This window comes from Cupriavidus sp. HPC(L) (genome assembly GCF_000307735.3).
Classification (GTDB): Bacteria; Pseudomonadota; Gammaproteobacteria; order Burkholderiales; family Burkholderiaceae; genus Cupriavidus.
In genome coordinates, this window is record NZ_AMPR02000420.1 from 1 (window position 1) to 24,869 (window position 24,869).

A 24,869-nucleotide genomic window follows, 5' to 3' on the forward strand; every position below is an offset into this window, starting at 1 on the left:
AGTTACAGGAGCAGCCAACATGACTCACTACCGTTCGATGTCGGGCCCGCTCGGCGACGTGTTGTTGCGTGCCGAAGACGGCCATCTGACCGGAATGTTCTTCTCCGGCCAGAAATACCATCCGGCCGGACCGTTCGACGGCGCCCCCGCCGATGCACGCCATGCGCGGCTGCTGGAGCAGGCGGCGCAGGAACTGACCGAGTACTTCGCCGGTGCGCGCCAGCACTTTACCGTGCCGCTGCGCCTGGCCGGCAGCGCGTTCCAGCAGCGGGTCTGGCAGGCGCTGTGCGAGATTCCGTTCGGCCAGACCGTCAGCTACGGCCAACTGGCGCTCGGCCTGGGCCTGCCTCCGAGCCATGCGCGCGCGGTCGGCAGCGCGGTGGGCCGCAACCCGATCTCGGTGATCGTGCCCTGCCATCGGGTGCTCGGCGCCAACGGCGCATTGACCGGTTATGCCGGCGGTACCGGGCGCAAGCAGGCACTGCTGCGGCTCGAAGGCACGGCCGCGGCGCCGCATCTGCCGCTGCTGCGCGATACGCTGGCCGCGGCGGCTTGACCTCGCACGCGTAGCGCTCCGGCCGCATGCCGCGCCTGTTCGTCGCACTGGAAACCCCGCCCGCGCTTGCCGCGTCGCTGCTGGCGACGCTGCCGCGCGAGCGCGGCATCCGTCCGACGCCGGCCGCGCAGGTCCACCTGACGCTGCGCTTCATCGGCGAGGTCGACGAGGATCGGGCAGTGGCGATCGACGACGCGCTTGGCACCATCGACGCCATTGCCGTGCCGGTGCATGTCGCCGGCGCCGGCCGCTTCGGCCGGCGCGGCGGAATCCTATGGGCCGGCGTCGCGCCTGCGCCACCGCTGCTGGCCTTGCATGCCGCGATCGATCTGGCGCTGCACGATGTTGGAATCGAGCCGGAGGCGCGTTCCTTCCACCCGCACCTGACGCTGGCGCGCTGCGCGCCGCAGGCGCCGGAGCCGCTGCTGCGCGAGTGGGTCGCCGCGCAACGGGAACTGGCCTGCCCGCCTTATCTGTCGCGGCGCTTCGTGCTGTTCGAGAGCCGCCTGCAGCGGCAGGGCGCCGAACATCGCTGCCGCCGGGCCTTCGCCTTGCACGAGCCGGACCCGGACAACCCCTCCTAAGTCGGGCTCAAGTTTTGCGCCGAGGATGCCGATTCTGTACTAGAGTCCCCTTCGCCCGCATCTGGATCCCCGCACCCGCCCGCGTGATTTCATGAGTTCCCACGAGTCCATCGACCGGCCCGAGGCCGCCGCCGCGTCCGACGCTGCTTCCGACGAACAGTACCGCCTGACCCACGCCTCGCAGATCGGCACGGTGCTGCGCGATCTGGCGTGGCAGAAATGCACGCTGAACGTGCGTTCCGGCCGCGGCCGGGAGACCGTTTCCTCGGTGCTGCATGTCGACCCCGCCAGCCGGACCTTCATCTTCGATTGGTGCCGGACCGAAGAGGAGGCACGCGCGGTGCTGGAGGCCGAGGAAAATACGATCTCCGCGTCGCTGCGCGGCGTGCCGGTGAACTTCGCCATCGGCCGGCCCGAGCCCGTGCAATACCAGGGCGGCCCGGCCTTCAAGGCGCCGTTCCCGGACAAGCTCTATCACTTCCAGCGCCGCCGGCATTTCCGCGCACGCACGCTGGTGACGCGGGGCTACGGCTGCGAGGGACGGCTCGACGACGGTACCGTGGTCAAGCTCGATATCTCGGATCTGTCGCTATCGGGAGTGGGGCTGCGCTCGCGCACGGTCGGCGATGCGCAGCTGCCGGTCGGTACGCGCATCGCGCGCGCCCGGCTCGATTTCCGTGAGCTCGGCAAGCTCGATCTGGATCTGCAGGTGGTGGGGCATTGGCTGGTGGGCCGCGACGACAGCGCGATCCATCATTTCGGCTGCGCCTTCGTCAATCCGGATGGGCGTCTGGAAAATACGCTGCAGCGGCTGGTATTCGCGCTGGAATTGGCCCATCGGGGCTAGCAATTCGCGACGCGCAACGGGCGCGCCGCAGATATCGGGATATCGGGATATCGATGACGCGCCGGCCCTGGATATGCGCGTGGCCGGCGCCAATCCTTATTGCGGCTTGCTCTGCGCCACCATCGTGAGGGCGAGCATCACATCGCCGGACAGGCGGCCACCGTTCGATGGCATGCCGGCGTCTTCCAGGATCGCCCACAAATTCTCGGAGCCGGCCGCAATCCGTTGGCGCAGTTCGGCGAGATAGGCCTGTTCGGCGGGCATCAGGGGTCTCTCTGCCATGCGCATATCCGCGACGATTGCGCCAAGCGAGATGTCATCAAAAGTCATATTGGTGTTGCGGTAGTCTCTTTTTTGACAAGAGTCTTTCGGGTTCGGACTTGTGGACGGTGATTTTAGCAATGTATATCGCAACGCGATGCATTGAATATCGCCACTTTTCCGCGGTCTATTCCGAGGAGTGATGGCGGCGACGCGCATCGCGCTTTAAAGCGTCACGATTGTGAGCATTGCGACATGATCGGCTTCGAATAAGCGGCGCAATATTGGCGCTTGATGCCGATTGTCGTTGTGGCGAGGAGACAGCGGTGCAACAGCCGCACTCGCGTGCCGCCATCTCGCGCGCCATCTCACGCCGCCATCAATCGGCTCATTTCCATTGCCGCCTCACGCATGCGCGGCAGCATGCGGGCCAACATCTCGGCTTCGCCGACCTGCGTGGGCCGCACGCTGACGCTGATGCCGGCCACGACCTCGCCCGACTCCGCGTGCACCGGCACCGCGAGCGCGCGCAGATCGAGCTCCAGTTCCTCGTCCACCACCACATAGCCAAGCGCGCGCGCCTGCTCGAAGCAGGCCTCCAGCTCGGTGCGCGATACCTTGGTCTGCAGCGTGCGCGGCCGCAGTTCGGCGCGCTCGAAGTACGCGTCGCGCGCCGGCTCGTCCAGATGGGCCAGCAGCATGCGGCCGATCGACGTGCAGAAGGCCGGCAGGCGGCTGCCCATGCCGAGCGCGTGCGACAGCATGCGGCGCACCTCGCAGCGGGCCAGATACAGGATGTCGGTGTCCTCGAGGATCGCCAGCGCCGAGGTCTCGCCGACGGCCGCGCTGAGCCGGTCCAGGATCGGCTGCGTCTGGGCGACCAGGGCGGTCGAAGAAAAATAGGCGTGGCCCAGATGCAGCACGCGCGGACGCAGCGCGAAGCGGCCGTCCTCCTGGCTGACATAGCCGAGCCGCTGCAGCGTATAGAGACAGCGCCGCACCGAGGCGCGCGACAGCTGCGTGCGCTGGGCGATCTGCGAAATGGTCAGCGGCCGCTTGCGCTCGGAGAAGGCTTCGAGCACATGGAGCCCGCGCGCCAGCGACAGCATGAAGTTCGGGTCGCCCGCGTACTGGTCCAGCTGATCGGGACGCGCGGGAGCGGGGCGCAGCGGGGCGGCATCGGCGGAGGGCGCGGCAGGGACGGCAGGGGCTGAGGCGGTGGTGGAGCGGGTGGCGTCCATACGGAAAAAGGCCGGATCCGGGGCGGCGGCGGTCGTTCGATAATCGCGCATCATAACCGGCGACGCGCCGTAGCGGGAGATACGCTGCCGGGTTCGCGAGTCGATACCGGTCAGAACCGGCCGATTGCGGCCGCCGCCGTCTCCAATCCGCTGCGCTATTCCGCCAGCGCCGCCAGGATCTGCGCATGCAGGCGGCGATCCCCACAGGCCACCACACGGCCGCCATGCTGGGGATCGTCGCCGGTCCAGCTGGTGATGATGCCGCCCGCGCCTTCGACGATCGGAATCAGCGCCTGCACGTCGTACGGCTGCAACCCTGCCTCGATCACTGCGTCGACATGGCCGGCGGCGACCATGCAGTAGGCATAGCAGTCGCCGCCATAGCGCAGCAGCCGCGCGCGGTCAGCCACGCAGCGAAACGCCTTCCATTCGGGCTCGTCGGCGAACATCTCCGGCGTGGTGCACATCAGCTTGGCCTCGGCCAGGCTCGCGCAGGGCCGCGTGCGCAGCGGCGTCTTGCCGAGCCAGGCCGCGTCGCAGGTGCCAACGAAGCGCTCGCCGGTGAACGGCTGGTCCATCACGCCGAGCACGGGCCTGTCGCCGTCGTTCAGCGCGATCAGCGTGCCCCACAGCGGCAGGCCCGTGATGAAGGCGCGCGTGCCGTCGATCGGATCGAGCACCCAGGTCAGCGGCGACGTGCCTTCGATGCGCTCATGCTCCTCGCCATGGATGCCATGGTCGGGATAGGTGGCCGCGATCAACTCTCGCATCGCAGTCTCGGCGGCCTGGTCGGCAGCGGTGACCGGGTCGAAGCGGCGGCCGCCCTTGTCCTGCACCTCGGCATGGGTGCGGAACAGCGGCAGGCTCTGCGCCGCGGCCGCGTCGGCCAGGCGGTGGGCGAAGTCCAGATACTCGTTCAGGCGTTCAGCGGGCAGCGGCATGGCGGTGGCGACGATTGAGCGTAGGAAGGGGCGTAGGGAGGCGCGGCAAGGATCGGCCGATGCGGCGATGGTACGTCGGTCCCGGCGAGCATGCCAGCCGCAGCGCGCGGAAGCGCTGGCCCCGGCTGGCGCCTAGCGCCGGTTCGGCGCGACGATGCCGAAGCGCTCCATCTGCCGATAGACCGTCGCCCGCGAAATGCCGCAGGCCGCGGCGACCTCGGTCACGTTCCAGTGGTGCGCCTGCAGCGCGGCGAGCAACTGGCGCGCCTTCGGATCGTCGGGGACCGGAGGGCTCGCGGCATCGGAGGCGGGCAGCGCGCGCAACGGAGAGGCAGTGCCGGCGTCGGTCACCTCCGGCGGCAGATCGCCCAGATCGATATGGCCGCCGTCGCTCATCGCCAGCGCGAAGCGCAGCACATTGCGCAGCTGGCGCACATTGCCGGGCCAGTCGTAGGCCAGCATCGCGCGCCGCGCGTCGGTCGACAGCGTCGCGTCGATCTGCAACTGGGCCGCTTCCTCGTGGCAGATCCGTTCGATCAGATAGGCCTTGTCCTGCCGCTCGCGCAAGGTCGGCAAATACAGCGTGGCGCCGCACAGCCGGTAATACAGGTCCTCGCGGAAGCGCCCCTCGGCGATCAGCTGCCGCAGGTCGCGGTGCGAGGCCGCGACCACGCGCAGGTCGACCGCGAGCGGACGCTGCGCGCCCAGCGGCGTGACCTCGCGCTCGGACAGCACGCGCAGCAGCCGGCTCTGCAGATGCAGCGGCATGTCGCCGATCTCGTCCAGGAACAGCGTGCCGCCATCGCTCTGCGCGATCAGGCCGCGCATGCCCTTGCCGCGCGCGCCGGTGAAGGTGCCGGCGGTATAGCCGAACAGCTCGCTCTCGATCAGCGTCTCCGGAATCGCGGCGCAATTGACCGCGATGAACGCGTGCTCGCGCCGGTTGCTGCTCTGATGCAGCGCCTTGGCCAGGACCTCCTTGCCGGTGCCGGTCTCGCCGTGGATCAGCACATTGAGCGGCTTGTTGGCAAGGCGCTTTGCCTGTGTGATCAGCCGCTGCATCTGCGCATCGTCGGCGCCCAGTGCGTCGAGCGCGGCGGTGTCGCCGGGCTCGGGCGCGGCCGGCGTGGGGATGCGGTGCGGCATCACGCGCGGCGCGATCGCGCTGGCGTAGTAAACCTCGTCGCCATGCGTGCGCAGCGTCGCGCGGTCCGACGACATGCCGGCGCGCGCGATGCGCCACAGGTCGCTCATGCTCTCGCGGAACAGCATCGTCAGCGGCCGTCCGATCACCGGGCCATGGTCCGCCGCACGCAGCGCGCGGCGCGCGCCGCTGTTGATGCCGCAGACGATGCCGTCGGCGTCGAAGGCGACCATGATCTCGCCGCTGACGTCGACCAGCGACCAGGTCGCGCCCAGCCGCAGGATCCAGCGGTCGCGGAAGTAGCGCAGGAAATTGGCGTCCTCGATCATCTGCGCATACATCGCCGTCATCTGCAGCGCCAGATGCTGGCTCTCGCGCGGACCGGGCGAGGTCAGCGCCGAAACGTCCAGCACGCCGAGAAAACCGCCGGTCGGGTCGAACAGCGGCGCGCTGTTGCAGGTCAGGCTGATATGCGAGACATCGAAGTGGTCGGTCTGGTGGCAGGTGACCGCATGCTGCTCGACGATGCAGGTGCCCACCGCGCAGGTGCCGGCCTGGCGCTCGCTCCAGTCCGCGCCCAGATACAGGCCGGAGCTCTTGAGCTCGCGATCCCACTGGTCGTTGCCGATGAAGTCGACGGCGATGCCGTGCGAATCGGTCAGCAGCAGCACATAGCCGAGCGACGACATGCGCTTGTACAACTGCTCCATGCCGGTGCGCGCCACGCCGAGGAAGTCTTCGATCTGGTCCTTGTGCTCGCGCAGCCGTCCCGCCTCGACGATATGCGCGGGCATGCGTCGGCCGGGATCCATGCCGTACTCGTTGACGCAGCGGATCCACGAGCGCTCGATCTCGCTGAGCGGCGGCCGCTCCGGATCGGCCTGACTGGCAAGCGTCAGCACCTGCTCGACATGCGCGTGCCGTTGGGCGGCTTGCTTGGCACTGATCACGGGGTCTCCTTCGCTGCGCCTTGCCGTGGGGACGGACGACGCTTTTGTGCTGTTGTGTTCGTGGTGTTATCCAATATAGACCGGACGGCGAGCGGTGCCGGTACAGCGCAACGCCGTTGCCCTCTCCCCCGGCCCCCCTCCCGCGGGCGGGAGAGGGGGTGCTGTCGCGGTGCGGGAGCGACAACGCCTTCCCAGGCGCGACGACCTTACACCAGCCCCGGGCCGGACTTCAATCCCGACAAGCCCGGGCTCAGACCTCGCCCTTGCGCAGCGCGCCGGCCAGGTATTCGGCCTGGCGGATGGCCAGCGCCACGATCGTCAGCGTCGGGTTGGCGGCGGAGCTGGAGGTGAACTGGCTGCCGTCCGAGATGAACAGGTTCTTGACGTCGTGCGCCTGGCCCCAGCGGTTGACCACGCCGTCGCGGGCGTTGGCGCTCATCCGGTTGGTGCCCATATTGTGACTGGCGGGATACGCCGGCATATCGATGACGCGCGTCGCGCCGACCGCCTCCGACAGCTTGCGGAACTGCTGCAGCCCGTGCGCCGCGATGGCGTCGTCGTTGCGGTGGTAGGTCTTGGTCACGATCGGGATCGGCAGCCCGTACTGGTCCTTCTCTGTCGGATGCAGCGTGATGGTGTTCTGCTCGCGCGCCATGTCCTCGCCGCAGACCCAGATCGCCGTCATGTGGTCGTACTGCTCCAGCGCCGAGGTCACGTCGCGTCCCCAGCCGCCCGGCTTCATGAAGGCCGCCGTATAGGGCAGCCCGAGCGCCAATCCCTCCAGGTAGTAGCCGCCGTTGAAGCCGCGCTTCGTATTGAGCGCGACCTCGTCGGCCACCACCGCGCCGATATCGAAGCCGCGGTACATATAGACCGGCTTGCGATGGATCGCCACCGCGGCCGCGGTCGCGTGGTTCATGTAGTTGCGGCCGACCTGCCCCGACGAGTTGGCCAGGCCGTTCGGGAACAGGCTGGACGCCGAGTTCAGCAGCAGCCGCGGCGATTCGATCGAATTGCCCGCCACGCAGACCACGCGCGCCTTCTGCAGGTGCTTGCGCCCCTTGCTGTCGGCGTACAGCACGCCATTGGCCTTGCCGGACTTGTCGTGCTGGACCTGCAGCACCATGCTCTCGGGCCGCAGCTCGACGCGGCCGGTCGCCAGTGCCTTCGGAATCTCGGTATAGAGCGCCGACCATTTGGCGCCGATCTTGCAGCCCTGCATGCAGAAGCCGGCCTGCTGGCAGGCCGGGCGGCCGTCGTAGGGTGTGGAATTGGACGCCACCGGCCGCACGATCTTGCGATAGCCGATCTTGCGCGCGCCGGCCGCGACCACCTTGTACTGGTTGCTCTCCGGCATCGGCGGCTGGCCGCTGGCGGCGCTGCCGGTCACGCCCATCTTCTTCTCGGCCTTGTCGTAGTAGGGCGCCAGTTCCTCGTAGGTGATCGGCCAGTCCAGCACGTTGGCGCCTTCGACCTGTCCGTAGATCTGCCGCGTGCGGAAGTCGTGCGGCTGGAAGCGCAGCGCGACGCCGGACCAGTGGATGGTCGAGCCGCCAACCGCCTTGACGATCCACGCCGGCAGGTTCGGATAGGTCTTGGTGTGATGCCAGCCGCCGGCCGAGATCCGCTTGTCGAGCCACGAGATCTTGCGGAACATCGCCCATTCGTCGTTTTCGAAGTCGGCCTGCGTATAGTGCTTGCCGGCCTCGAGAATCACGATCTTGCCGATGCCCCGCTGCGCCAGCTCGTTGGCCAGCGTGGCGCCGCCCGCGCCCGAGCCGATGATGACGACCGCGTCGCGGTCGTTCAGGTCGATCCGTGTTGCCATGTTTGTCTCCAGTGTCCTGCCTTGTATGGTTCGCGATGCTGTCTGCGCAGCCCTTCGCGCGGGGTACGGCTCAGATCCAGTCGATGTCGTTGAAGCCGCGGTTCGCGTAGCCGCCCTTTTCCCAGGACGAGCCCTCGTAGCCGAGCAGCGGCCAGACCGCCTTGTTGTCGTAGAGGCTGGTCACCATCTCGCCGCGCACCTTCTCGAAGAATGGCGTGGTCTCGATGGCCTTGAGCAGCGCGACGCGGTCGGCCTCGTCCTGCAACTGCGCATAGGGCTTGCCGTGCTTGCGCTGCGCAGCCGCATCGAGATCGCGCACGCCCTGCTGCAGCAGCGTGCGTACCGCCTTGTCGCTGGCGGCGGCGCGGTCCAGCGGCGCGATCGCTTCGACGTAGTAGCGGTCGGCGAAGCGGTCGTGCGGAAAGATGTCGCGCGCCATCACCAGCAGCGTGCGGGCGGTCGGCGTGCCGAGCGCCTTCAGGTCGGTCACCAGCGCCTCGCGCGCCGGCTTGGCCAGCGCGCCGGGCGACACGACGGCGACGCCGATCGCGGCGAGACCGGTGCCTCGGAGGAAGCCGCGCCGCGTCACCGGCTGGGTCTTGGCCACGATGCGCATGCCGGCCGCGGGCGCGGCGGCATCCGCTTGCTGGATGTCGTCTTGCATTTGTCGTCTCCTTCGGTGGGATATCGGTATCGTTGTTTGGCGGGGTCCGCCCGCGCGGGCCACGCGGCGGGCGCCGCGCTAGCCAGGCGGCGCCGCGGCACCGCGCAGCGGCAGCACATGGCGGACGCAAGCGCGCGGCATGGCGTCGTGGTCGTTGGCCGCCACGCTGCCGAGCACGTCGGTCAGCATGTGGTGCAGCCGGTCGGCCAGCACCTCGGCGATCACCGGCGCGCCCAGCTCGGTCTCGCACGAGGTGGTGCGGTCGGCGAGCGCGTCGCCCAGACCGGCCGGCTGCCCCAGCGCCTCGCACAGCAGGCGCCAGTCAGGCGGCGCGATCAGCGTGCCCGAGGTCAGCAGCACGCCGGTGCGCCGGCGCAGTTGCGCGAGGCCGACGATCTTGCGCGACTCGACCACGACCTCCCACGGCGACAGACCGCCATAGCAGGCCCAGGTCAGTGCCGCATCGGCTCGATAACTGCGCGCCTGCTCGGGCGGCAGCGCGAACGCCGCGATGCCCATGTCGCGCAGCAGGCCGGCATGCAGCACGCCCAGCCACCGATAGCTGCCGATCGGCCCGCTGGAGAGCAGCGCGTGGTCGGGCGGCAGCACGATCGAGGCCGACAGCATCCACGGGCCGGTCAGCACCGCGCCGCCGCCGGAGCCGCGCACGACCGCACGGTCCGCCAGCGCGGTGCGCTGGTGCAGCGCCCGCTGCGAGCAGCCGAACACCACGCCGGGCGCGCGATAGGTCCACAGGCGCAGGCGCGGCTCGGTCACCGGCTCGGCCAGCTGCCGCGCGTTCCACGCCTGCTCGGCGTGCGGCGTCGCGGTGACGAGGGTTGGGGCGAGCGCGGCCATCACAGGTCTTCCGCGGACTCGAGGCGCCGCTTCAGGTCGCCGAGGAACGCCGCGGCCGGGTAGCCGTCGACGGCGCGATGGTCGAACACCAGATGCAGGCCCATCATCGGTGCGATGCTGATCCAGTCGTCCTTGACCACGGCGCGGCGGATCACACGGGTGACGCCGAGAATCGCGGCCTGTGGCGCGTGCAGGATCGGCGTGAAGCGCTCGACCTCGGTCATGCCCAGGTTGCTGATCGTGAAGGTGCCGCGCTGGTAGGCGCCCGCGCCCAGCGTGCCGCTCCGCGCGCCCTCGGCCAGCGTGCGGGCCTCGCGCGCGATCTGCTCGACCGACTTGCGGTCGACCTCCCGCAGCACCGGCACGACGAGGCCGTCGTCCAGGCTGACCGCGAGCCCGATGTTGACGTCGGGCATCAGCTCGATCTCCTTGTCGGTGACGCGCGCGTTCAGCCGCGGGTGGGCCCGCAGCGTCAGCGCGGCGGCGCGCAGCAGATAGGCGGTCAGCGTGACCTTGACGCTGTCGCCCAGCTCCGCCTGCAGCTGCGCGCGCCGCGCCTCGACCGCGCTGACGTCGACCTCCAGCGAATGTGCGACGCGGGGGATCTGCCAGCCGGCCGTCATGCCGCGCGCGATCGCGCCGCGCATGCCGGTCAGCGGTATGGTGTGCCGCGGCGGCGTGGCCGCGCCGGCCCCGTTGTCCGCCGCCAGCGTCAGTGAGGCTTCGGCCATGGTCTACTCCTCGATGCGCGCCAGCACGGCGCCGCGCGCGAAGGTGTCCTGCGACTGCACCAGGATCTCGGCGATGCGGCCGGCCACCGGCGCGACGATCTCGTGGGTTGTCTTCACCAGCTCGGCCACCACCAGCGTCTGCCCCTCGGCAACGCTGTCGCCGACATTGACCTGCCAGTCCTGCAACAGGGCCTCGGTGCCTTCCTCGACATCGGCCCACACGTCGTCTGCCATCGTTACGTCGGTCATGCTGCTTCTCTCTTGGCTTCTTGCTTCAGTTCGGGATTGGCTTGCATCAGCGTGCGGACGCTGGCGGCGATCGTGTCCACTTGCGGGATCACGAAGTTCTCGAGCGGGCGGCTGAACGGGATCGGCACGTCTGGCACGGCCAGCCGCCGCACCGGCGCCTTCATCTTCAGCGTGTCGAGATGCTCGGCCACGATCGCGGCGATCTCGCCGGACAGGCCGTAGCTCAGGTAGTCCTCGTCGGCGATCAGCAGCCGGCCGGTCCTGGCCACCGACTCCAGCACGGTCTGCTTGTCCAGCGGCACCAGCGTGCGCAGGTCGATCACCTCGACGTCGATGCCTTCCTCGGCCAGCCGCTCCGCGGCCAGCACGGACTTCTGCACCATCTGGCTCAGCGTGACGATGGTCACGTCGCGGCCCTCGCGCACCACGCGGGCCTTGCCGAACGGAATCGTGTAGGCCTCGGCGGGAACCGCCGTGGTGCTGCCTTCGAAGTACGACATCCACGACAGGCCCATGATGCCCTTGTGGTAGCAGAACACTACCGGGTTGTCGTCGCGGATCGCCTCGATCATCAGGCCCTTGGCGTCGTAGGCGTTCGACGGCACCACGACCTTCATGCCTGGCATGTGGGCGAAGGTGCTGTACAGGCATTGCGAGTGCTGGGCGGCGTCGTTGTAGCCGCCGCCGATGCCGGTCATCACCACGGCCGGCAGCTTGACGCGGCCGCCGGACATATAGGTGTTCTTGGCCAGATGGTTGTAGATCTGGTCGAAGCAGACGCCGAAGAAGTCGACGAACATCAGTTCGGCGATCGGGCGCAGGCCCTCGGCGGCGGCGCCGATCGCCGCGCCCATGAAGGCGGTCTCCGAGATCGGCGTGTCCATGATGCGCTCGGGGCCGAAGCGATCGAGCAGCCCGGTGGTGGCGCTGAAAATGCCGCCGTACTTGCCGATGTCCTCGCCCATCACGAAGACGCTCGGGTCGCGCTCCATCTCCTGGCCGATGGCCTCGGCGATCGCCTGTGCCATGGTCAGCTTGCGGCCGGCCGGCGGGTTGTTGTCGTTGGGTTCCATCTGGTTGTCTCCTGTCATTGCGGGCAGCGTGCGGATTGCGCGCGAATTACGTGCGATTGCATGCGATTGCGTGCGACCGCGTGTCATCACGCGAACACGTGCTGCAGCGCTTCCTCGGGGGCGGGGTAGGGGCTTTCGCGGCCGAACGCATAGGCGGCGTCGACGCGCGTGACGATCTGCCGGCGCAGCGCGGCATCGGCTTCGTCGTCGAGCAGGCCCTGCTCGCGCAGCTGCTTGCCGAGCCGGTCGATCGGATCGTTCCTGCGCAGCGTCTGCGCCTCGTTCTTCGGCCGGTAGGTTTCCGGATCGCCCTGGAAGTGGCCCAGGTAGCGGTCGGTCTTGACCTCGATCAGCGTGGGCCCTTCGCCGCGCCGCGCGCGCGCGACCGCGACGCCGGCCGCGCGGAACACCGCCACCGCATCGTTGGTATCCACCAGTACGCCGGGCATGCCGTAGCCGGCGGCGCGGACCGCATTGCTGTCGACCGACGTCGAAGCCGACTTCTCGACCGAGATGCCATATTTGTTGTCCTCGCAGACGAACAGCACCGGCAGCTTCCACAGCGCGGCCAGATTCAGCGCCTCATGGAAGGCGCCCTGGTTGGCCGCCCCTTCGCCGAAGAAGGCGATCGCGACCCAGTCCTTGCCCAGCTTGCGCGCGGCCAGCGCGGCGCCGCAGGCCTGCGGCGCGCCCGCGCCGACGATGCCGCTGCAGGAGAACTTCGTCTCGGGATGGAACAGATGCATGTGGCCGCCCTTGCCGCGGCCGAGGCCCGTGACCTTGCCGAACATCTCGGCGGTCATCTCGTCGAGGGGAACGCCCTTGGCGATCGCGAAGTGGTGTGGGCGGTGGGCGCCGACCACGGTGTCCTCGGTACGCAGGTGCGCGCAGACGCCGACCGCCACCGGCTCCTGGCCCGCGGCCAGATGCATTTCGCCGGGCACCGGGCCGGCACCGATATCGAAGGCCAGACCCTTCTGGATCTTTGGCGGCAGCTTCCCTTCGAGATACACCTTCGCCATCGTCTCCTCGTAATGGCGAATCTCGACCATCTTTTCGTACATCCACAGCAACTGGTCCGTGGTCGGTTCCATCGTCGTGTCTCCTGTTTCTTTCGCTTGGCGTGGCGCCCGCGTCCGCGTCGGGAAGCGCGGCTGCGGTGGGCGCCGCGGCTGCGATGTCATTGCAAGCGCGATGCCAGTGCGGGGAAACAGGGCGATGGAAGTAGGGCGCCCCGATCGAGCGGCGGGCCGTAAAGCCTTGCGGGGCGCGGCTTTGCGGCGAATCGGGCAAGGGTGGGTCAGGGGCCGCGTGGGGCGCTCGGAGGCGATGCGATGGCGCCCGGTGCGTCGCGGCGCCGTCGCGGCATGCGACAGGTGTCGCGTCCGGAATGCGACAGGTGTCGCAGGCAGAGAGGCCGCAGGAGGCGGCGGAAGGCGGCGGAAGCCGGAGCGTCTAGCCCTGCAGCGCGCGTATCGCCGTCCGCAGCGGCATCGCGATGTCGGCCGCGCGCGATTCGACGCGGTGGATCGGGCCGGCCACCGACACGCCGTAGACCACCCCGGCCAGTGTCAGCGGCACCGCGACCGCGCCGAGGTCGGCCAGCGACTCGCCGAAGTTCTGCGCCCAGCCGCGTTCGCGCGATATGTCGAGTTCCGCCTCCAGCGCTTCGCGCGAGGCGAGCGTGCGCGCGGTCAGCGGCGCGAACGAGGCGCGCGCCAGCAGCGCGTCACGGTCGGCGGCGGGCAGTGCGGACAGGATCGCGCGGCCGATCGAGTTGGTATGGGCCTGCCGCAGTTCGCCGGCGGTGGCGATGTAGCGCACCGGATTGCTCGACTCGACCACATCGAGATAGACCACGCGGCCGTCGTCCTGCAGCTTGCCGAAGATCACGGTCTCGCCGGTCTCGTCGCGCAGCGATTCGAGCACCGGCTGCACCCGCTCGAGCAGCGGGTCGTTGGCGGCGATCCGTTGCGCGATCGCCAGCAACCGGCCGGTCGGGTAGTAGCCCTGGCGCCGTCCAGTCTCGTACAGATAGCCGAGCGCCGCCAGCGTGCGGATCAGGCCGAGGCAGCTCGACATCGGCGCGCCCAGCAGTTTGGCCAGCTCGGTCAGCGTCAGCGAGCGGCCTTCGCGCGCGTAGATCTCCATGATCTCGACCACGCGCAGCGCGGTCTTGACGTTCGCGCTTGCGGCCTTCTCGGCTGCTTTGTCCGCGGCTTTGTCGGCTGCTTTGTCGGCGGCTTTATCGGCGGGTTCCGGGGCGGGCTCCACGTCGGGCATCGGCTGGTTTCCTGTCGGCCTGTTGGTCGGGGGGCATGCTGCGCAAGGCCGACAGTGTAAGGCCTCGGCGGGCGCCGCCGCGGCTTGTGCCGAGGCTAGGCCGGATCGTTGGCCGCTTCGGCAGCGGCATCCGTGCCGCGCTTGGGCAGCGGCTCCGGCCAATGCCGGATATTGCCCGGCGTGCGCGAGAAGCGGGTCGGAATGCCGACGGCGCGCAGCTGCCCTTCGGTCGGATGCGCGTATTCGAACACCATGCCGGTCGCGCGCAGGTGGGCGTCGTCGAGCACGCTGTCGAAGCGCGGCACCTCGCTGTGCGGAATGTCGGCGTCGCGCAGCAGGTCCAGCCATTGCGCGGTGGTCTTCGTCAGCACGATGTCGGCCAGCGTTTCATACAGCGCGTCGATATGCGCGCTGCGGCCCGCGGGTGTGGCGTAGCGCGGATCGGCCGCCAGCTCCGGACGTCCGGCCACCGCGAAGAAGCGCGCCCACTGGGCGCTGGTGTACGGCAGCAGCGCCAGATAGCCGTCCGCGGTCCGGTAGGGCTTGCGATGGGGCGACATCACGCGGCCGTAGCCCGCGTCGCCCAGCGGCGGCACGAAGGTGCGGCCGGCCAGCTGTTCGACGGCCAGGAAGGACACCAGCGTCTCGAACATCGGCACCTCGATCGCCTGGCCCTGGCCGGAGCGCTCTCGTTCATAGAGCGCCATCGGAATCGCGTAGGCAACCGTCAGGCCGGCCACCTTGTCGGCCAGGATCGTGTTGACGTAGCGCGGGCCCTGGTCGCCGTTGGCGCCCTGGAACTGCGCCAGGCCGCTGCGCGCCTGGATGATGTCGTCGAATGCTGGCTGCCCCGCGTACGGGCCGTCCTCGGCATAGCCATAGGCGCCGCAATAGATCAGGCGCGGATGGTCTTCGCGCAGCGATGCGTAGTCGAGCCCGAGCTTGCGCAGGGAGGCGGGGCGGACGTTGGAGACGAACACGTCCGCCTCGGCGAGCAGGCGTTTGAGCGCAGCGAGGTCTTCCGCCCGCTTCAGGTCCAGCACGACGAAGCGCTTGTTGCGGTTCAGGTTCAGGAAGGCCGCGCCCATGTTCGGATGACGCGCCGGCTCCGCATGGCGGAAGACGTCCCCTTCCGGGGATTCGACCTTGATCACCTGCGCGCCCATGTCGCCCAGGATCTGCGTCGCATACGGGCCCATGCCGACCGAAGTCATGTCGACCACGCGCACGCCGGCCAGCGGACCGGTGGCGGCGGCGTCCGGGGCGTCCCAAGGCGAATTTGTCATGCCGTGACTGATCACGCGATGTCCTCCGGCGCTCAATACGATTTCGGCAGCCCGAGCACGCGCTCGGCGATGAAGCACTGGATCAGCTGCGGGCTGACCGGCGCGATGCGCGGGATATACGATTCGCGCAGCAGCCGCTCGACGCGGTACTCGCGCGAATAGCCCATGCCGCCGAGCGTCAGGATTGCGGTCTGGCAGGCATTGTGGCCGGCTTCGGCGGCCAGGTATTTCGCCGTGTTGGCCTCGGCGCCGCAGGGCAGGCCCGCGTCGTAGCGCGCCGCGGCCTTCATCACCATCAGGTTCGCTGCCTCCAGCTGCATCCAGGCTTGTGCCAGCGGATGCTGTACGCCCTGGTTGGCGCCGATCGGCCGACCGAACACCACGCGGTCCTTCGCGTACTGCGTGGCGATCGCCAGCGCCGCGCGGCCCAGCCCCACCGCTTCGGCGGCGATCAGGATGCGCTCGGGATTCAGTCCGTGCAGGATGTATTCGAAGCCGCGCCCCTCCTCGCCGATCAGGTCCTCGTCGGGAACGAACAGCTCGTCGATGAACAGCATGTTGGAGTCGACGGCGGCGCGGCCCATCTTGTCGATCTCGCGCACCTCGATGCGGTTGCGGTCCAGCGCGGTGTAGAACAGCGACAGGCCCTCGGTCGGCTTGCCGACCGACTCCAGGGTCTGCGTGCGGGCCAGCAGCAGCATGCGGTCGGCGACCTGCGCGGTCGAGATCCAGATCTTGCGGCCGCTGACCTGGTAGCCGCCGTCGACCTTGCGCGCGAAGGTCTTCAGGCGCGTGGTGTCGAGTCCCGCATCGGGTTCGGTCACGGCAAAGCAGGCCTTCTCGCGGCCCGCGATCAGCGGCGGCAGGAAGCGGGCCTGCTGCTCGGGCGAGCCGAACACGACCACCGGGTTCAGGCCGAATACGTTCATATGGACCGCCGAGGCGCCGCTCATGCCGGCACCCGACTCCGAGATCGCCTGCATCACCAGCGCCGCCTCGAGGATGCCGAGACCGGCGCCGCCGAGCGCTTCCGGCATTGCCACGCCAAGCCAGCCGCCCTCGCACATCGCCGCGTGGAAATCGTGCGGGAAGGTGTGGTCGCGGTCGAGCCGGTCCCAATATTCCATGTCGAAGCGGGAGCAGACCGTGCGCACCGCTTCGACAATGGCGGTCTGCTGGTCCGAGAGTTCGAAATTCACGTCGCTGTCCTCGTGTTGCGGCGGTTGTTCATTGGCGGGCGCCGGATCATTCGGGCTGGATGCCCGCGTCCTTGACCAGCTTGGACCATTTGCGCAGCTCCGCCGTGACGAAGTTGCCCAGCTCGGCCGGCGTGCTGCCGAACGGTTCGAAGCCGAAGGCGTAGTACTGCGCGGCGTGCTGCTTGTTGGAGACGATCGCCACCAGTTCGCGATTGAGCCGCTCGACCACAGGCGCGGGCGTGCCGGCCGGCGCGAACACGCCGTTCCACGACGTGATATCGAAACCCTTGAGCTCGGGCACGCTGCCCAGCGGCGGCACGTCCGGCAGCAGTTCGCTGCGCTGTGCGGTGGTCACGCCGAGCGCGCGCAGCTTGCCGGCCTTGACGTTGGCGATGCCGGCGGCGAAGTCGACGAACATCATCTGGATCTGGCCGCCGATCACGTCGGTCATCGCGGGCGGCGTGCTCTTGTAGGGCACGTGCAGCATCTTCAGGCCCGCCATCCGTGCCAGCGTCGCGCCGGCGACGATGCCTGTGCTGTTGCCGCTGCCATAGGACAGGCCCGGGTGCGACTTCGCGTAGGCGATGAACTCCGGCAGCGTCTTGACCGGCAGCGACGGGCTGACGACCAGCATGAACGGCAGGTTGCCCATGCGCGCGACCGGGGTGAAGTCCTTGACCGGGTCGTAGCGCAGCTGCTTCATCAGCGACGGATTGGCCGAATGCGTGGTGTTGGTCGTCATGAACAGCGTGTAGCCGTCCGGCGCGGCCTTGGCCACGTATTCGGCGGCAATGGTGCCGTTCGCGCCCGGCTTGTTCTCGACCACGACCGACTGGCCGAGCGCCTCGCCCAGGTATTTCGCGGTCAGCCGGGCCACCGCATCGGTGCCGCTGCCGGCGGCGAACGGCACGACCAGCTTGACCGGCTTCGAAGGAAAGGTGTCGGCCAGCGCCGCGGGGGCGGCCAGCGTCAGCGCCGCCGCGGCGCCCGTCAATAGTCGGCCCAAGCGTCGGCCCAGGCATCGGCCCAGGCCCTGCCTCGTCAGCATGTTCATCGTCTGTCTCCTCGTTATGGTGGGATGGCCCGACTGGCGCGGGCTCGGGGGTGGGTGCCGCTCAGTCGGGCCGCACCACGCGTTCGGGCGATTCCTCGTACGGCGGCGAATAGATGACCAGTACCTTGACCGGTTCGTCGCTGATCACCGTGAACACATGCATCTGGTCGGCCGGAAAGAAGCAGCAGTCGCCCGGACCGAGCTCGCGGCGCTGCCCGCCGACTTGCGCCAGCGCACGGCCCTCGAGCAGGTAGCAGACCTGCTCGATGCCCGGGTGCGCATGCGGCAGCGCGCCCTTGCCCTTTTCGATGGTGCCGTGCACCACCTCCAGATGGCGCGCGCCGACCGTTTCCGGGCCGATCAGGCGGCGGTTCAGCGTGCCGACATGGTTGGCAGGGTGATAACCGGGGACGTCGTCGAGCGACACGAAATAGGTGGGGTGGTCGGGCACGGGCAATGTCTCGAATTCATTATGATGAATTGGAGTTTATATCCATGAATTGATTGGTCAAGCGATTTGTCGATGGCCGCGGGTTTACGCCTACCGCGCGAGACAAGCGCGCACGGCGAAACGACGCCGCGCCGACCGACCGCAGGTCGGTGCGCAGGCGTCGAAGCGGGAAAGGAGAAGAGGAAAGGAAGAGGGAAGGGCGAAGAGAAGCGGAAAGCGCAGCCGGGAAGGGCTATGCCGGCGGCGCATTGCCGGCAGGACCGGTCCCGGCGACGGTGCCCTGCTCGACCATCGCCAGCAGCATCTGCAGCTTCGGCAGCTCGACCGGCTTGACGATATGGAAATGAAAGCCGGCGGTCTTGGTTTCGGCCCGGTCGCTCGGCTGGCCGAAGCCGGTCATCGCGGCGAACACGGTGCCGGACCAGCCCCGCATGCTCTTCAATCCGCGCAGCAGCGCGAAGCCATCGACCACGGGCATCGCGATATCGATCAGCGCCAGTTGCGGCACGAAGCCGCCGGCGATCTCGATGGCGCCCTCGGCGTCATAGGCGATATGGACCTCGTGTCCCATCGCCTGCAGCAGCATGCCCAGGCTGTCCGCGGAATCGCGGTTGTCGTCGACCACCATCACGCGCAGCGCACCGGCCGGCAGCGGCACCGGCGCATCGCGTTTCTCGTCGGCGCTCTCCAGGGCCAGCGGCAGGCGCAGCGTAAAGGTGCTGCCCATGCCCTCGCCGGGGCTGCTGGCGCGAATCGAGCCGCCGTGCAGCTCCACCAGCGAGCGGCACAGCGACAGGCCGATGCCCAGGCCACCGTCGTCCGACACCTTGCCGTGCTTGTGCTGCACGAACAGGTCGAAGATGCTGTCGATCTCGCTGGAGGGGATGCCGATCCCCTCGTCGCTGACGCGCAGTTCCACCACCTGCGGCTGCGGCTCGGCCTGGATCGTGATCCGGCTGCCCGGGGGCGAGAACTTCGACGCGTTCAGCAGCAGATTCTGCAGCACCTGGATCAGGCGGGTCGGGTCCGCCCGCATCGCGACCCGCTCGGGCACCTGCAGGTCCAGCCGTTGCCGCCGGCGCTCCAGCGTCGGCCGGGCGGCCTCGGCCGCCCGCGCGACGATGTCCGACAGGTCCACGCGGCTGTATTGCAGCTCGACCTTGCCCGACGTGATGCGGCCCATGTCGAGCAGGTCGTCGACCAGCCGCGTCATATGCGACAGCTGGCGGTCCAGCACGCTCTGGCACTGGCGCAGCGTCGCGCTGTCGCGCGGCGCGCGCTGGTCCCCCGAGCCCAGCGTCTCGAGCCGCATCAGGTTGACCGCGTTGCGCATCGGCGCGAGCGGATTGCGCAGCTCGTGCGACAGCGTGGCGAGGAACTCGCTCATGCGGCGGCTGGACTGTTCCAGCTCCTCCAGCCGCTTGCGCTCGGTCATGTCGCGCGTGACCTTGGCGAAGCCCTGCAGCACGTTCTGCTCGTCGAACATCGCCGTGATGATCACGTTGGCCCAGAACAGCGTGCCGTCCTTGCGCACGCGCCAGCCTTCGTCCTCGAAACGGCCGTCCTGCGCGGCGCGGCCCAGTTCGTACGTCGGCCAGCCGCGGGCGACGGCATCCGGCGTGTAGAAGACCGAGAAATGCTTGCCGATGATCTCGTGGGCGGCGTAGCCCTTGATCTTGGCCACGCCGCGATTCCAGCTGGTGATATTGCCCGACACGTCGAGCGTGAAGATCGCGTAGTCCTGAATGGCTTCGACCAGGGCGCGATATTTGGCTTCCAGCTGCTTGGGCGTGCCTTCCGCGTTGGCCGCGGCCTCGGTACCGTGCACCGGTTCCGTGGGGTTCGTCATGTTGAAGCTCCGGGCTGGGATGACGCAAAGGATACCGCCAGCCCTGGGGCCGCGCCAAAAAAACCGCAGGCGGCAGCAGGCCGCCTGCGGTGATGGCATGCCCGCGCAGCGGCGATACCGCGATACGCAGGCGCCTTGCGCGCGGGCTCAGGCAGCCCGCGCTGCCGGCGTGCGGGCGTCCGCCTCGGCGCTCTCCCGATACAGGGTCGAGGCGCGTTGCACCAGCGTGCTGAGGCTGGGCGTCATCGGCTTCAGTTCCATCCGCTCGGCCGCGAGCGCGCAGGCCAGGTTGGCCCGGCCGCCGCGCAAGGCCGCCTCGATCAGCGTCAGGTTCAGGATGTCGCGCTGCGCGTGGCTGCCGCCGAAGCGATGCGCGATCAGGCGCACCGGCATCAGCAGTTCGATTGCATGGTCGTAGTCGCAGGCCTCGAAGGCGTACAGCGCCTCGATCACCGGCAAGCCGACCTCGCGCGTCATCGCCGCGTTGGTACCCGATCCCGCCGCCGCTTGCCGCATGTTGGCCATCAGCCTGGCGAAGGACGCCGGGCGGTCGTCGCCCAGATAGGCGATGCCCGCGTGCACGTCGTTGAAGGCGTAGGTCCCTTCCGCGCCGCGCGCCTCGCAGGTATCGGCCAGTTCGGCCCAGCGCGAGCCCACGTCGATGCCGCGCAGCTGCAGCCGCCACAGCATCGCGGTGGCGTCGACCACCTCCAGCGCCACCGCGGAACGCGTGGCGCGGATGTGCTGGTCGTACAGGGCGAGCACCTGGCCGGCATGGCCGAGCTCGAGGTGGAACAGCGCCAGATGCCACCAGTTATGGACGGCCATCATGTTGTCGATGGCCCAGTCCTGCTGGTGCGACTGCAGCCAGCCGATGCCCTGGTCCGGCCGACCCTGCATCTCCATCACGTGCGCGACCGCATGAATCGCCCAGGGATCGCGCGGATCGAGCTCCAGCGCGAAGCGCCCGCGCTCCTCGGCCTGTTCGTACAGATGGGTCTCCTCCAGGCCGAAGGCGTGCATGCCGAGCACATGGCTGAAGCCGGGCACGCGCGCATTCCAGTTCGGCAGTACTTGCGCGATGCGATCGCGCAGCATGCTCGACTGGCCGAGCAGGAAGTCGGTGATATGCGCGACCTGCAACGCCAGCGCATCGCGCGGGTAATCGATCACGATGTCGCCATACATTTGGTTCGCGCGGGCGAACTGGCCGTCGAGCCAGGCGCGGGCGGCGGCGATGTGCCGGCGCTCGCGCTCGTTGGCGATGCCGTGCAGCGCCTCGGCGGCCTCGACGGTCTGGCGCAGCAGCGGCGCCACCGCGCCATCGCCCGCGGTGATCAGCATCCCCGCGCGTAGTGCGTGCCCCATCACGAATTCGGGGTCTTCGGCCAGGGTCTCGTCGATCATCGTCAGCGGATCGCCGTAGTAGCCCTGCAACAGTTCGAGGGCGGATTCGAAGCGCTCCATCGAACGGCTATTGCCCGACGAAACCTGCAGGTGCCGGGAATCGGTGTGTGCCATGGAAGTCATCCTTGTTTCTAATGCGCAATCCAGCAGCCCGGTGGTCATGTCGCTGTCTGCGCCGCATCATGCGGCCGGCGGGCGTCGCGGCTGGCCTCGCCATTGGAGTGTCTTGGAAAGCGGGGCAGTAGCGAGGTTAGGGGGCCGGCGTGATATGGCCGTGCGCGCCGGCGTGAAAGAAGCGTGAAAGTTCTCGGGCAGCAGTACCGCGCTGCGTCAATCCGTGGCCTATAAAAGAGCTTTCAGGGCAGCTTCACAAGCCGATGCCGCCGCGCCTGCCTCTGACATCGGCCACAGCAAGCACACCAAGCGATGGCGGCGGTCCACCTCGATCTGTTCGGCGGCTTCACGCTGAGTTCGCCGGACGGCACTCCCCTTCCCCTATCCGCGCGCAAGGCGCGTGCGGTGCTGGCCTATCTTGCGCTGGCCGACGGCAGGCCGCAGTCCCGCGACAAGCTGGCGGCGCTGCTCTGGCCCGACAGCCATGCCGAACAGGCGCGCACCAGCCTGCGTCAGGCGCTCAGCGCGGTGCGCCGGGCGGTCGAAGGCTATCCGGTGGTGCTGTCCGACGCCGACCGGGTGGCGCTGTGCGGTGTCGCGGTCGACGTGGTGGCCTTCGAAGAGCATCTGCGCACCGCCACCCCGGACGCGCTCGAGGCCGCGGTCGCGCTGTATCGCGGCGATCTGCTCGAAGGGTTCGACGCCGCCGCGCCGACCTTCGACCATTGGCTCGCGGTCGAACGCGAGCGGCTGCGCGGCCTGGCGCTGCAGGCGCTGGGGCGGCTGGTGGATCGGCACGAGCAAGCGGGCGAGCTGGACCGCGCGATCGCGTATGCGACGCGCCTGCTGACGCTCGATGCCCTGCAGGAGTCGGTGCACCGGGCGCTGATGCGGCTGTATGACCGGCAGGGGCGGCAGGCGCTGGCGCTCAAGCAATACCGGCTGTGCCGGACTGCGCTGCAGCGCGAACTGGGCGTGTCGCCCGAGGCGGAAACCGAGGCGCTGCATCAGCGGATCCTGCGGGCGCGGCGGCAGTCGGCGACGGTACCGCCGACGGTGCCCACCTCGCCGGCAGCACGGGACGCGCCCGCCGATACCGGCCCCGTGACCCCACCGCCGCCAGATCCCGCCGGCGCCACCGCCGCGCCCACGACAAGGACACCGGAGCCTCGCCATGCCGTGGTCGTCGTCGCCAGCGTCGACGATATCGGTGCCGATGCCGCCGGCCTCGACGCCGAGCAGATCCACGGCCTGCTGATGCGCTGGCGCGAACGTGCGCGCGCCCTCGCGGCAGCCTGTGGCGGCGCCGTGACCGACGAGATCGGCGCGCGGCTGACCGTCGTGTTCGGCGTGCCGGTGGCCCATGGCAACGATGCCGAACGCGCGATGCACGTCGCCGTCGGCCTGCACGAGGGCGCGCGGCGCCTGTGCCCCGAGTGCGCGACGCCGCCGGTGGTGCGGGTCGGCGTCGCCAGCGGACAGGTGCTGTTCGCCGCTGCGTCCTCGAGCGCGGGCGCCATGACGCTGACCGGTCCGCCGGTCAACGTTGCGGCGCGCGTGATGGAGCACGCGCAGGCGGGGGAGACCGTGGTGTCCAATCGGGTCTTTCTGGCCTTGCCCGGGCGCCTGGAGGTCGAGCACCTGACCGATGTGTCGATGCCTGGCATCCCCGAGCCGATACCGCTATGGCGCGTGCACCGGTTTCTCGATGCCGCCGAGACGCCGCCGCAGCACGCCTTCGTCGGACGGCAGGCCGAGCTGGTGCAACTGGCCGGCGTCGCCGGCAATTGCCTGCGCTCCGGACAGGGGCGGGTGGTGGTGATCCGCGGCGAGGCCGGCATCGGCAAGAGCCGGCTCGCCGAGCGCTTCGTCGCGCTGGCACGCGAGCATGGCATGGAAGCGCTGCGCGCTCTGGTGCTCGACTTCGGCGTCGGTACGTCGGGCGACCCGCTGCGTGTGCTGGTGCGGGGAGTGTTCGGTATCGATGCGGGCGCCAGCGTCGATGCGCGTGCAGAGGTCATTGCGCAAGCTATCGCTGGCGGCCGCATCGACGATGACGATGTGCCGTTCGCCTTCGATCTGCTCGACGTCCCCCAACCCGAGGCGCAGGCCGCGGCGCTGGCGGCGATGGATGCGGGCGCGCGCCAGCGCGGCGTGCAGCGCTTCGTGCTGGCGCAGGTGGCCCGCCGCAGCGCGCTCAAGCCGCTGCTGATCGTGGTCGAGGACGTGCATTGGGCCGAGCGCGCACTGCTCGATTGCCTGGCCCGGCTTGCGGCCGCCACGCGAACCTGCCGGCTGGTGCTGGCGATGACCGTACGGCCCGAGCAGGATCCGCTCGACAGCGGCTGGCGCGCAGCCGCCGGCAGCGCATCGCTGACCACGATCGACCTGGGGCCGCTGAACGATGCCGAGGCGCGCGAACTGGCCACGCGCTATCGCCATGTCGACGAGCAACTGGCGGACTCCTGCATCCGCCGCGCCGAAGGCAATCCGCTGTTTCTCGACCAGTTGCTGCGCAACGCGGCGCCCGATACGGACGCCGACGCGCTGCCCGGCACGCTGCAGAGCATCGTGCTGGCGCGCATGGACCGTTTGCCCGAGCCGCATCGCCAGGCGCTGCAGGCGGCCGCGGTGCTGGGCCAGCGCTTCTCTCCTGCGGCGCTGCGCCACCTGCTCGGCACGGCCGACGACCCCTGCGATGCGCTGGTGCGGCATGCGCTGCTGCGGCCCGAGGGCGAAGACTTCCTGTTCATGCATGCGCTGATTCATCAGGCCGTCTACGCGTCGCTGCTCAAGTCGCGCCGGCTCGCGCTGCATCGGCGCGCCGCCGACTGGTATCAAAGCCGCGATCCGATGCTGCATGCCGAGCATCTGGACGCAGCCAGCGATGCCGGTGCTCCGGCGGCCTACGAAGCCGCGGCGCGGCACGAGGCGGGCCACTTCCGCAACGAGCGGGCGCTGCGGCTGGTCGAACGCGCGCAGCAGATCGTCGGCGATGGCGCCATCCGGCAGTCGCTGGCCTGCTTGCGCGGCGAGCTGACGCTGAACCTCGGGCAGCCCGCCGAAGCATTGAAGGCCTTCGAGCACGCGGTCGCACTGGCCGACGACCACGGCCAGCGCGCCCATGCGTGGTTCGGCGTGGCCTCGGCGCTGCGGCTGCTGGACCGCTACGAGCGCGCGTTGATCGCGCTGCAGCACGCGCAGCGCGGCGCCGCGGCGATCGGCGACGAGGACATGCTGGCGCAGATCGAATCGCTGCGCGGCAACGTCCATTTTCCGATGGGGGACATCGAGGCCTG

General features: G+C 69.2%; 22 protein-coding genes. 4 read left to right on the forward strand and 18 right to left on the reverse strand.

From position 1 onward, the window contains the following. Window positions 1-19 precede the first annotated feature (19 nt). The 3 genes from B551_RS18705 (at window position 20) to B551_RS18715 (ending at window position 1,987) form a co-directional block, all read left to right on the forward strand. Entirely contained in the window at window positions 20-556 is a 537-nt protein-coding gene (locus B551_RS18705) for a methylated-DNA--[protein]-cysteine S-methyltransferase (RefSeq protein ID WP_006576878.1), read from the forward strand. Window positions 557-582: 26 nt separating this feature from the next. Next, a complete protein-coding gene (gene thpR / locus B551_RS18710; RefSeq protein WP_006576879.1) occupies window positions 583-1,140 on the forward strand; it encodes an RNA 2',3'-cyclic phosphodiesterase in 558 nt (185 codons plus the stop codon). 91 nt (window positions 1,141-1,231) lie between these two features. Further along, window positions 1,232-1,987: a flagellar brake protein gene (locus B551_RS18715; protein WP_006576880.1), complete on the forward strand. Its 756-nt coding sequence runs from the start codon at window positions 1,232-1,234 to the stop codon at window positions 1,985-1,987. Between the two features lie 96 nt (window positions 1,988-2,083). Here the strand turns inward: B551_RS18715 and B551_RS18720 are convergent, their stop codons facing one another. The 18 genes from B551_RS18720 to B551_RS18805 all read right to left on the reverse strand — a co-directional run bounded on the left by B551_RS18720 (window position 2,084) and on the right by B551_RS18805 (window position 21,570). Beyond that, the gene (locus B551_RS18720; RefSeq protein ID WP_006576881.1) at window positions 2,084-2,317 is read right to left on the reverse strand and encodes a hypothetical protein; all 234 of its coding nucleotides are present in this window, start codon (window positions 2,315-2,317) and stop codon (window positions 2,084-2,086) included. A gap of 299 nt (window positions 2,318-2,616) precedes the next feature. Further along, entirely contained in the window at window positions 2,617-3,489 is an 873-nt protein-coding gene (locus tag B551_RS18725) for an IclR family transcriptional regulator C-terminal domain-containing protein (protein WP_052511423.1), read from the reverse strand. Between the two features lie 155 nt (window positions 3,490-3,644). After that, complete coding sequence (hisN, locus tag B551_RS18730; RefSeq protein ID WP_006576882.1) at window positions 3,645-4,430, reverse strand: histidinol-phosphatase; 786 nt, start codon at window positions 4,428-4,430, stop codon at window positions 3,645-3,647. Between the two features lie 132 nt (window positions 4,431-4,562). Further along, window positions 4,563-6,524, reverse strand: a complete 1,962-nt coding sequence (locus B551_RS18735; RefSeq protein ID WP_006576883.1) for a sigma-54-dependent Fis family transcriptional regulator — start codon at window positions 6,522-6,524, stop codon at window positions 4,563-4,565. A gap of 250 nt (window positions 6,525-6,774) precedes the next feature. Next, the gene (locus tag B551_RS18740; RefSeq protein WP_006576884.1) at window positions 6,775-8,352 is read right to left on the reverse strand and encodes a GMC family oxidoreductase; all 1,578 of its coding nucleotides are present in this window, start codon (window positions 8,350-8,352) and stop codon (window positions 6,775-6,777) included. A 70-nt stretch (window positions 8,353-8,422) separates the two neighbouring features. Next, entirely contained in the window at window positions 8,423-9,016 is a 594-nt protein-coding gene (locus tag B551_RS18745; RefSeq protein ID WP_006576885.1) for a gluconate 2-dehydrogenase subunit 3 family protein, read from the reverse strand. A gap of 78 nt (window positions 9,017-9,094) precedes the next feature. Next, window positions 9,095-9,874, reverse strand: coding sequence for a ligase (locus B551_RS18750; protein ID WP_023264781.1), 780 nt, complete (start codon window positions 9,872-9,874; stop codon window positions 9,095-9,097). Further along, a complete protein-coding gene (locus tag B551_RS18755) occupies window positions 9,874-10,605 on the reverse strand; it encodes a dihydrolipoamide acetyltransferase family protein (protein WP_006578479.1) in 732 nt (243 codons plus the stop codon). Before B551_RS18755 ends, B551_RS18750 begins: the two co-directional genes overlap by 1 nt. Before the next feature lie 3 nt (window positions 10,606-10,608). Beyond that, window positions 10,609-10,854 carry a lipoyl domain-containing protein gene (locus tag B551_RS18760; protein ID WP_006578478.1) on the reverse strand — a complete coding sequence of 82 codons (246 nt, stop codon included), beginning with the start codon at window positions 10,852-10,854 and terminating at the stop codon, window positions 10,609-10,611. Next, window positions 10,851-11,927 carry an alpha-ketoacid dehydrogenase subunit beta gene (locus tag B551_RS18765; protein ID WP_006578477.1) on the reverse strand — a complete coding sequence of 359 codons (1,077 nt, stop codon included), beginning with the start codon at window positions 11,925-11,927 and terminating at the stop codon, window positions 10,851-10,853. Before B551_RS18765 ends, B551_RS18760 begins: the two co-directional genes overlap by 4 nt. A gap of 86 nt (window positions 11,928-12,013) precedes the next feature. Continuing rightward, window positions 12,014-13,021, reverse strand: a complete 1,008-nt coding sequence (locus tag B551_RS18770; RefSeq protein WP_006578476.1) for a thiamine pyrophosphate-dependent dehydrogenase E1 component subunit alpha — start codon at window positions 13,019-13,021, stop codon at window positions 12,014-12,016. A gap of 361 nt (window positions 13,022-13,382) precedes the next feature. Beyond that, complete coding sequence (locus tag B551_RS18775; protein ID WP_006578475.1) at window positions 13,383-14,210, reverse strand: IclR family transcriptional regulator; 828 nt, start codon at window positions 14,208-14,210, stop codon at window positions 13,383-13,385. Between the two features lie 95 nt (window positions 14,211-14,305). Then, window positions 14,306-15,496 (reverse strand): CaiB/BaiF CoA-transferase family protein, encoded by a 1,191-nt coding sequence (locus B551_RS18780; RefSeq protein ID WP_023264782.1) that lies wholly within the window; start codon window positions 15,494-15,496, stop codon window positions 14,306-14,308. Window positions 15,497-15,528: 32 nt separating this feature from the next. Next, a complete protein-coding gene (locus B551_RS18785) occupies window positions 15,529-16,695 on the reverse strand; it encodes an acyl-CoA dehydrogenase family protein (protein WP_006578473.1) in 1,167 nt (388 codons plus the stop codon). 46 nt (window positions 16,696-16,741) lie between these two features. Continuing rightward, the gene (locus B551_RS18790; protein WP_052511424.1) at window positions 16,742-17,743 is read right to left on the reverse strand and encodes a tripartite tricarboxylate transporter substrate binding protein; all 1,002 of its coding nucleotides are present in this window, start codon (window positions 17,741-17,743) and stop codon (window positions 16,742-16,744) included. Window positions 17,744-17,810: 67 nt separating this feature from the next. Continuing rightward, window positions 17,811-18,200 carry a cupin domain-containing protein gene (locus tag B551_RS18795; protein ID WP_006578471.1) on the reverse strand — a complete coding sequence of 130 codons (390 nt, stop codon included), beginning with the start codon at window positions 18,198-18,200 and terminating at the stop codon, window positions 17,811-17,813. 232 nt (window positions 18,201-18,432) lie between these two features. Beyond that, window positions 18,433-20,049, reverse strand: a complete 1,617-nt coding sequence (locus B551_RS18800) for a hybrid sensor histidine kinase/response regulator (protein WP_006578470.1) — start codon at window positions 20,047-20,049, stop codon at window positions 18,433-18,435. Window positions 20,050-20,196: 147 nt separating this feature from the next. Beyond that, window positions 20,197-21,570 (reverse strand): tetratricopeptide repeat protein, encoded by a 1,374-nt coding sequence (locus B551_RS18805; protein ID WP_023264783.1) that lies wholly within the window; start codon window positions 21,568-21,570, stop codon window positions 20,197-20,199. Between the two features lie 312 nt (window positions 21,571-21,882). Between B551_RS18805 and B551_RS18810 the strand changes: the two genes are divergently transcribed. Further along, on the forward strand, window positions 21,883-24,869 hold a 2,987-nt coding region (locus B551_RS18810; RefSeq protein ID WP_023264784.1), incomplete at its 3' end, for a BTAD domain-containing putative transcriptional regulator.

What these genes read in the sequence shown, in the direction of transcription:
- B551_RS18705 (WP_006576878.1), top strand. Translation starts at nt 20, where the DNA reads ATGACTCACTACCGTTCGATGTCGGGCCCGCTCGGCGACGTGTTGTTG.
- thpR (WP_006576879.1), top strand. Translation starts at nt 583, where the DNA reads ATGCCGCGCCTGTTCGTCGCACTGGAAACCCCGCCCGCGCTTGCCGCG.
- B551_RS18715 (WP_006576880.1), top strand. Translation starts at nt 1,232, where the DNA reads ATGAGTTCCCACGAGTCCATCGACCGGCCCGAGGCCGCCGCCGCGTCC.
- B551_RS18720 (WP_006576881.1), bottom strand. Translation starts at nt 2,317, where the DNA reads ATGACTTTTGATGACATCTCGCTTGGCGCAATCGTCGCGGATATGCGC.
- B551_RS18725 (WP_052511423.1), bottom strand. Translation starts at nt 3,489, where the DNA reads ATGGACGCCACCCGCTCCACCACCGCCTCAGCCCCTGCCGTCCCTGCC.
- hisN (WP_006576882.1), bottom strand. Translation starts at nt 4,430, where the DNA reads ATGCCGCTGCCCGCTGAACGCCTGAACGAGTATCTGGACTTCGCCCAC.
- B551_RS18740 (WP_006576884.1), bottom strand. Translation starts at nt 8,352, where the DNA reads ATGGCAACACGGATCGACCTGAACGACCGCGACGCGGTCGTCATCATC.
- B551_RS18745 (WP_006576885.1), bottom strand. Translation starts at nt 9,016, where the DNA reads ATGCAAGACGACATCCAGCAAGCGGATGCCGCCGCGCCCGCGGCCGGC.
- B551_RS18750 (WP_023264781.1), bottom strand. Translation starts at nt 9,874, where the DNA reads ATGGCCGCGCTCGCCCCAACCCTCGTCACCGCGACGCCGCACGCCGAG.
- B551_RS18755 (WP_006578479.1), bottom strand. Translation starts at nt 10,605, where the DNA reads ATGGCCGAAGCCTCACTGACGCTGGCGGCGGACAACGGGGCCGGCGCG.
- B551_RS18760 (WP_006578478.1), bottom strand. Translation starts at nt 10,854, where the DNA reads ATGACCGACGTAACGATGGCAGACGACGTGTGGGCCGATGTCGAGGAA.
- B551_RS18765 (WP_006578477.1), bottom strand. Translation starts at nt 11,927, where the DNA reads ATGGAACCCAACGACAACAACCCGCCGGCCGGCCGCAAGCTGACCATG.
- B551_RS18770 (WP_006578476.1), bottom strand. Translation starts at nt 13,021, where the DNA reads ATGGAACCGACCACGGACCAGTTGCTGTGGATGTACGAAAAGATGGTC.
- B551_RS18775 (WP_006578475.1), bottom strand. Translation starts at nt 14,210, where the DNA reads ATGCCCGACGTGGAGCCCGCCCCGGAACCCGCCGATAAAGCCGCCGAC.
- B551_RS18780 (WP_023264782.1), bottom strand. Translation starts at nt 15,496, where the DNA reads ATGACAAATTCGCCTTGGGACGCCCCGGACGCCGCCGCCACCGGTCCG.
- B551_RS18790 (WP_052511424.1), bottom strand. Translation starts at nt 17,743, where the DNA reads ATGCTGACGAGGCAGGGCCTGGGCCGATGCCTGGGCCGACGCTTGGGC.
- B551_RS18800 (WP_006578470.1), bottom strand. Translation starts at nt 20,049, where the DNA reads ATGACGAACCCCACGGAACCGGTGCACGGTACCGAGGCCGCGGCCAAC.
- B551_RS18805 (WP_023264783.1), bottom strand. Translation starts at nt 21,570, where the DNA reads ATGGCACACACCGATTCCCGGCACCTGCAGGTTTCGTCGGGCAATAGC.